Source organism: Streptomyces sp. NRRL S-31 (assembly GCF_000718775.1).
In the GTDB taxonomy this organism is placed as follows: domain Bacteria; phylum Actinomycetota; class Actinomycetes; order Streptomycetales; family Streptomycetaceae; genus Streptomyces.
Map to the genome: position 1 here is coordinate 52,215 of NZ_JOCB01000045.1, position 6,738 is coordinate 58,952.

Below are 6,738 nucleotides of genomic sequence, written 5' to 3' on the forward strand. Positions count from 1 at the left end.
CGGGGGATCACTTGGCGAAGTCGGGCACGAGCTTGGAGATGGCCAGCTCGGCGTTGTCCAGGCCCTCGTCCAGCGACTCCTTGCCACCGGCGATCTTGGGCAGCTCGGTGTCGAGCGGACCCCACAGGGAGCTGTACTCGGGCAGCGCCGGGCGGGGCTGCGCGGCGGCGAGGACGCCCTGGTAACCGGCGATGCCGGGGTCGGCCTTGACCTTGTCGGTGTAGGCGTCGGAGCGGGTGGGCAGGGTGGAGTTCTTCAGGGCGACGGTCTCCTGGGACTGCGCCGAGGTCATGAACTTCACGAACTTCAGGGCCGCTTCCTGGTGGGCCTTGTCGGAGCCGGCGTAGACCGAGAGGTTGTGGCCGCCGGTCGGGGCGCCCGCCTTGCCGGTGGAGCCGGCCGGGACGGTGGCGATGCCGAGGTTGGCCTTGTCCTTGAAGGCGCTGCCCTGGTAGAAGTTCGTGATCTCCCAGGGGCCCTGGAGGATCGCGGCGACCTTGCCGTTGACGAACGCGTCCTGGATGTGGGCGTAGGCGTCGGCGGTGGCGTCGGCCTTGTGCAGGCCCTTGCCGGAGAAGAGGCCCAGCCACGTGCCGTAGCCCTTCCTGGCCGCGGCGGACTTCACGGTGATCTTCTTGCCGGCGGCATCGACGGTGTCGGTGCCCTCGCCGTACAGGAAGGGCTGGGCGTAGTAGCCCTGGGTGGAGCCCCAGTAGCCGTCGACGCCGGCCTTGTCCTCGATCCTGGCGGCGTCGGCCTTCAGCTCGTCCCAGGTCTTGGGGGCCTCGGTGATGCCGGCCTTCTTGAACAGCGCCTTGTTGTAGACCAGGGCGAGGGTGTCGGTGACCAGCGGGACGCCGTAGGTCTTGCCCTCGTACTGGGCCTGCTTGACCAGGCTGGGCTGGAACTTCGCCTGGTCGGCGAGGGCCTCGGTGCCGTCCAGCGGCAGGAAGTAGCCCTTCTTGGCGAACGCGGGGGTCCAGCCGACCTCGGAGCGCAGGATGTCCGGGGCGCCCTTGGCGCCGGCCGCGGTGTCGAACTTGTTCTGCGCCTGGTCGAAGGGAACGTTGACGTACTTGACCTTGACGTCCTTGTGGGCGGCCTCGAACCGCTGGACCAGGGCCTTGTACGCCGGCGCCTCATTGGTGGCGTTGGACGTGTCCCACCAGGTGATGGTGACCGGGCCGTCCGACGCCCCGCTGCCGCTGTCGCTCCCGCCGCACGCCGTCGCCGTGAGGGCGAGGGACGCCACCAGCGCGGAGGCCGCTATGCCACGCCGCATGAGTTCTCCTTGAGGGTAAAGCCCGAGTTGGACAGGCGACGGTCCCGTCCGTCGTCCTGCGACTTGCCGACTGCGCCGTTGCCGCGGCCGGGCGACAGGGAACGTAACAGCGATGTAAGCGCCGCGAAACCCCTTGCAGAAAAAAAGTGCAAGAAGACACGATGGTTACCGGGCCGTGATCGCTCGGCGACCGCCGCGCAATCCAGTGGTGGAGCCGTGAAGCGGCAGGGACGACACCTGTGCAAGACTCTGCAAGCTCTTGCCAGCATGAATCCGAGGGAGCGCGATGACGCAGCAACCCACGGCAGGCCGCGCGCCCGCCCACGCCCGGCGACCGGCCGGTGTGCAAGGGAGGGTACGACCGGTACAGTCCAGTGGCGTGACCACACGGCTTGCCGACATCGCCGCTCAGGCGGGAGTGAGTGAAGCGACGGTCAGCCGGGTCCTGAACGGGAAGCCGGGCGTCGCCGCCACCACCCGCCAGTCCGTGCTCGCCGCACTGGACGTCCTGGGCTACGAGCGCCCGGTACGGCTGCGGCAGCGCAGCGAGGGACTGGTGGGGCTGATCACGCCCGAGCTGGAGAACCCGATATTCCCGGCCCTGGCCCAGGTCATCGGCCAGGCGCTGACCCGCCAGGGCTACACCCCGGTGCTCGCCACCCAGACCCCGGGCGGGTCGACCGAGGACGAGCTGACCGAGATGCTGGTGGACCGCGGGGTCGCCGGGATCATCTACGTCTCCGGACTGCACGCGGACACCACCGCCGACATGCAGCGCTACGAGCGGCTGCGGGCGCAGGGCGTGCCGTTCGTACTGGTCGACGGGTTCTCGCCGCGGGTGCAGGCGCCGTTCATCTCCCCCGACGACCGGGCGGCGATGGCGCTCGCGGTGACCCACCTGGCGTCGCTGGGCCACACCCGGATCGGGCTGGCCCTCGGGCCCAAGCGGTTCGTGCCCGTGCAGCGCAAGATCGAGGGCTTCGTCCGGGCGGTGCAGGACCAGCTGGGGCTGCCCGCGCAGACCATCGAGAACGAGCTGGTCCAGCACTCGCTGTACACGCTGGAGGGCGGTCAGGCGGCGGCGACGGCGCTGATCGACCGGGACTGCACGGCGGTGGTCTGCGCCAGCGACATGATGGCGCTGGGCGCGATACGGGCGGCCCGGCAGCGGGGCCTGGAGGTGCCCCGGGACGTGTCCGTGGTCGGCTTCGACGACTCCCCGCTGATCGCCTTCACCGACCCGCCGCTGACGACGATCCGCAAGCCGGTCCCGGCGATGGGACAGGCGGCGGTGCGCACGCTGCTGGAGGAGATCGGCGGGACGCCCGCGCCGCACAGCGAGTTCGTGTTCATGCCGGAACTGGTGGTGCGCGGCTCCACCGCCTCGGCGCCGAACGCCCTCCGCGCATCGTAGGAGGTGGCGCCGCCTCTCGCAGAAGGTGCGCCGCGGACCCAACCTTGGGATGATCGGCCGAGGAAGCCTTATCTGGCAGACTCTGTGGCTATGAGTGACTCGACCGTGACAGAGCCGGAAGGTCGCGAGGAGGTGGCCGTTCCGCGGACCGTCACGGGCGAGGACACCGAGGGTGCGCCGGGCCGGCTGCGCCGCCCGCGGCACCCCCGGCTGTGGTTCGAGATCCTTCTGGTCGCGGCGAGTTACTGGACGTACTCACTGGTGCGCAACGCCGTGCCGGAGCAGCGGGCCGCGGCGCTGCGCAACGCGGACTGGATCCGGCGCGTCGAGCACACGCTGGGCGTCGGTGTCGAAGAGTCGATCAACCATGCCGTGAACTCGGTGACTTGGCTCATCATCGGGATGAACTACTACTACGCCACCCTGCACTTCGTCATCACGCTGGGTGTGCTGGTGTGGCTGTACCGGTGGCATCCCGGCCGGTACGCGGCGACCCGGCTGGTGCTGTTCGCGACCACCGCCGTGGCCCTGCTCGGGTACTACCTGTTCCCGCTGGCGCCGCCCCGGCTGACGGGCGGCGGGCACTTCGTGGACACCGTGTCCGTGCACCACACCTGGGGCTCGATGGCCTCCGGCGACCTCAAGCACATGTCGAACCAGTACGCGGCGATGCCCTCGATGCACATCGGCTGGTCGCTGTGGTGCGGGCTGACGGTCTTCGCGCTGGCGTCGGTGCCGTGGGCGCGGGTCCTGGGACTGCTGTACCCGGCGGCCACCCTCCTGGTCATCGTCGCCACGGCCAACCACTTCTGGCTGGACGCGGTGGGCGGCGCGCTCTGCCTCGGCTTCGGCTTCGCGGCGGCCCGGGCGTGGTACGGCAGCCTGCCGTACGCGCTGCCCAGGCTGGTCGCGGTGCCCGCGGCCCGGGCGCTGCGGTCCGCTCAGTCCGCTCAGTCCGCGTAGAACAGCTCCTCCACCACCCCGCGCGCCCGCCGCGTGGTACGGCGGTAGGCGTCCAGCATGTCCCCGGCGTGCCCGGCGCCGTACCCCAGGTAGCGGCCGACGGCGGCCAGCTCGCGCGGCTCGGTGGGGAAGGTGTCCCCGGCCCGGCCGCGGACCAGCATGACCGCGTTGCGCACCCGGGTGGCCAGCACCCACGCCTCGTCCAGGGTCTCCCAGTCCTCGGCGGACAGCAGCCCGGCCGCACGGGCCGCGAGCAGCGCCCGGCGGGTGCGGGTGGTGCGCAGGTCCGGCACCCGGTGGGCGTGGCGCAGCTGGATCAGCTGCACGGTCCACTCCACGTCGGACAGGCCGCCGGGGCCCAGCTTGGTGTGCAGCTTGGGGTCGGCGCCGCGCGGCAGCCGCTCGGACTCCATGCGCGCCTTCAGCCGGCGGATCTCCCGGACCGCGTCCTCGCCCAGCCCCCGGGCCGGGTAGCGGAGCGGGTCGACGAGGTCGGTGAAGCGCCGGCCCAGGTCCGCGTCGCCGGCCACCGGCTCGGCCCGCAGCAGCGCCTGCGACTCCCAGACCAGGGACCAGCGGCGGTAATACGCCTCGTACGACTTCAGGGTGCGCGCCAGCGGTCCCGACTTGCCCTCCGGGCGCAGGTCGGCGTCGATGAGCAGCGGCGGGTCCGCGCTGGGCAGCTGGAGCAGGCGGCGCATCTCGGCGACGACCTTGTTGGCGGCGGCGGCCGCCTCCTGCTCGTCCACGCCGTCCTGGGGCTCGTGCACGAACAGGACGTCGGCGTCGGAGCCGTAGCCCAGCTCGTGTCCGCCGAACCGGCCCATCCCGATGATCGCGAACCGGGTGGGCAGGGTGTCGCCCCAGCCGTCCCGGACCACCGCGCGCAGGGTGCCCGCCAGGGTCGCCTTGGTGAGGTCGGAGACGGCCGCGCCGACCCGGTCCACCAGGGCGCCCTGGTCGGCCTCGGCGGGGCTGGTCTCGGTGCCGTAGGAGCCGACGATGTCGGCGGCGGCGGTGCGGAACAGCTCCCGGCGGCGCACGCCGCGGGCCGCGGTGACCCCCTGAGCGGCGTTCTCCGCGCGGCGCACCGCCGCCATGATCTCCTGCTCCAGCTGGGCGCGGTCGCGCGGGGCGAGGCCGCCGCCGGCCGACGCCGGGCCCGCGCCGGTGCCGTCGCCGAGCAGGGCCACCGCCTCCGGGGCGCGCAGCAGGAGGTCCGGGGCGAGGCGGCCCGCCGACAGCACCCGGGCCAGGTTCTCGGCCGCCGCGCCCTCGTCGCGGAGCAGGCGCAGGTACCAGGGCGTCTTGCCGAGCGCGTCGGAGACCTTGCGGAAGTTCAGCAGGCCCGCGTCCGGGTCGGCGGAGTCGGCGAACCAGCCGAGCAGGACCGGCAGCAGGGTGCGCTGGATGGCCGCCTTGCGGGTCACGCCCGAGGCCAGGGCCTCCAGGTGGCGCAGGGCGGCGGCGGGGTCGGCGTAGCCCAGCGCGACCATGCGTTCGCGGGCCGCTTCCAGGCTGAGGCGGGCCTCGCCGGGGGCGAGTTGGGCGACCGCGTCGAGCAGCGGGCGGTAGAACAGCTTCTCGTGCAGGCGGCGCACGACCGTGGTGTGCCGCTTCCACTCGCGGGTCAGTGCGGCGACCGGGTCGGTGCGCAGGCCCAGGGAGCGGCCGAGGCGGCGCAGGTCCGGCTCGGACTCGGGGACCAGGTGGGTGCGGCGCAGGCGGTACAGCTGGATGCGGTGCTCCATGGAGCGCAGGAAGCGGTACGCCTCGTCCAGGCGGGCGGCGTCCTCGCGGCCGACGTAGCCGCCGGCGGCGAGGGCCTGGAGGGCATCCAGGGTGGTGCCGCTGCGCAGCGTGGCGTCGGTGCGGCCGTGCACCAACTGGAGGAGCTGTACGGCGAATTCGACGTCGCGCAGGCCGCCCGGGCCGAGCTTCAGCTCCCTGTCGATCTCGGCGGCGGGGATGTTCGCGACCACCCGGCGGCGCATCTTCTGCACGTCGGCCACGAAGTTCTCGCGCTCCGCGGCCTGCCAGACGAGGGGGTCGAGGGCATCGACGTAGGCCCGGCCCAGCTCGGTGTCGCCGGCCACCGGGCGGGCCTTGAGCAGGGCCTGGAACTCCCAGGTCTTGGCCCACCGTTGGTAGTAGGCGAGGTGGCTGCTGAGGGTGCGGACGAGGGGGCCGTTGCGGCCCTCGGGGCGGAGGTTGGCGTCCACCGGCCAGATGGAGCCCTCCACGGTCGTCTCGGAGCAGATCCGCATCAGGCGGGAGGCGAGTTTGGTCGCGGCCTTCAGCGCCTGGGGTTCGGGGGTGCCCTCGGCCGGTTCCGCCACGAAGATCACGTCCACGTCGGAGACGTAGTTCAGCTCATGGCCGCCGCACTTGCCCATCGCGATCACCGCGAGGCGGCAGGCGGCGGCGTCCTCGGGGGCGGAGTCCGCCGCCAGGGCGAGGGCCGCGCGGAGGGTGGCGGTGGCCAGGTCGGCGAGTTCCGCGGCGGTCTCGGCGACGTCCGTGGTGCCGCAGACGTCGCGGGCGGCGATGGAGAGCAGGCAGCGGCGGTAGGCGACGCGGAGGGAGACCGGGTCGGTGGCCCCGGCCAGCCCGCGTTCGAACTCCGTGACGCCGGGGTGGAGGTCGTGCGGCTCGTACGTGACCAGGGCCTGCCAGTCGGCGGGGTGCCGGGACAGGTGGTCGGCGAGGGCGGCGGAGGCGCCGAGGATGCCGAGGAGGCGGTCGCGCAGGGGCTTGGCCGCGATGAGGGTGTCCAGCAGTTCGCGGTGGGCGGTGGCGCTGGGCTGGGCCTCCAGGAGGCGGGCCAGGCCGTGCAGGGCCAGGTCGGGGTCGGCGGTGGCGCCCAGGGCTTCCAGCAGGACGGGGTCGTTGCGGACGGGGTCCAGGTCGGGGCCGTCCAGGAGGCGCTCGGCGGCGGAGGGGTCCGTGAAGCCGTGCCGCAGCAGACGGGTGAAGGTACTGCTCCTGCGCCCCGGCGTCATGTCCGTGGTCTCCCCTCGGATCTTCGGTCGTCCTGGCCAGAGCGTAACCGGAGGGGGTGCGGGAGGGGGTGCGGGAG

Annotated in this window: 4 protein-coding genes; 2 read left to right on the forward strand and 2 right to left on the reverse strand. The window is 72.8% G+C overall.

The window, feature by feature from the left end; translation table 11 throughout:
* Nucleotides 1–7 precede the first annotated feature (7 nt).
* Complete coding sequence (locus IF37_RS0119150; protein WP_030743882.1) at nt 8–1,282, reverse strand: extracellular solute-binding protein; 1,275 nt, start codon at nt 1,280–1,282, stop codon at nt 8–10.
* Nucleotides 1,283–1,661: 379 nt separating this feature from the next.
* Here IF37_RS0119150 and IF37_RS0119155 point away from each other — a divergent pair, with 379 nt between their 5' ends.
* Complete coding sequence (locus tag IF37_RS0119155) at nt 1,662–2,696, forward strand: LacI family DNA-binding transcriptional regulator (protein WP_030743883.1); 1,035 nt, start codon at nt 1,662–1,664, stop codon at nt 2,694–2,696.
* A gap of 90 nt (nt 2,697–2,786) precedes the next feature.
* A complete protein-coding gene (locus tag IF37_RS0119160) occupies nt 2,787–3,659 on the forward strand; it encodes a phosphatase PAP2 family protein (protein WP_106981804.1) in 873 nt (290 codons plus the stop codon).
* Here the strand turns inward: IF37_RS0119160 and IF37_RS0119165 are convergent.
* A complete protein-coding gene (locus tag IF37_RS0119165; RefSeq protein WP_030743885.1) occupies nt 3,647–6,661 on the reverse strand; it encodes a bifunctional [glutamine synthetase] adenylyltransferase/[glutamine synthetase]-adenylyl-L-tyrosine phosphorylase in 3,015 nt (1,004 codons plus the stop codon). The genes IF37_RS0119160 and IF37_RS0119165 overlap by 13 nt on opposite strands.
* Nucleotides 6,662–6,738 lie beyond the last annotated feature (77 nt).

Bases quoted from the DNA above. Each gene is read 5' to 3' on its own strand.
- IF37_RS0119160 (WP_106981804.1), top strand. From the start codon at position 2,787: ATGAGTGACTCGACCGTGACAGAGCCGGAAGGTCGCGAGGAGGTGGCC.
- IF37_RS0119165 (WP_030743885.1), bottom strand. From the start codon at position 6,661: ATGACGCCGGGGCGCAGGAGCAGTACCTTCACCCGTCTGCTGCGGCAC.
- IF37_RS0119150 (WP_030743882.1), bottom strand. From the start codon at position 1,282: ATGCGGCGTGGCATAGCGGCCTCCGCGCTGGTGGCGTCCCTCGCCCTC.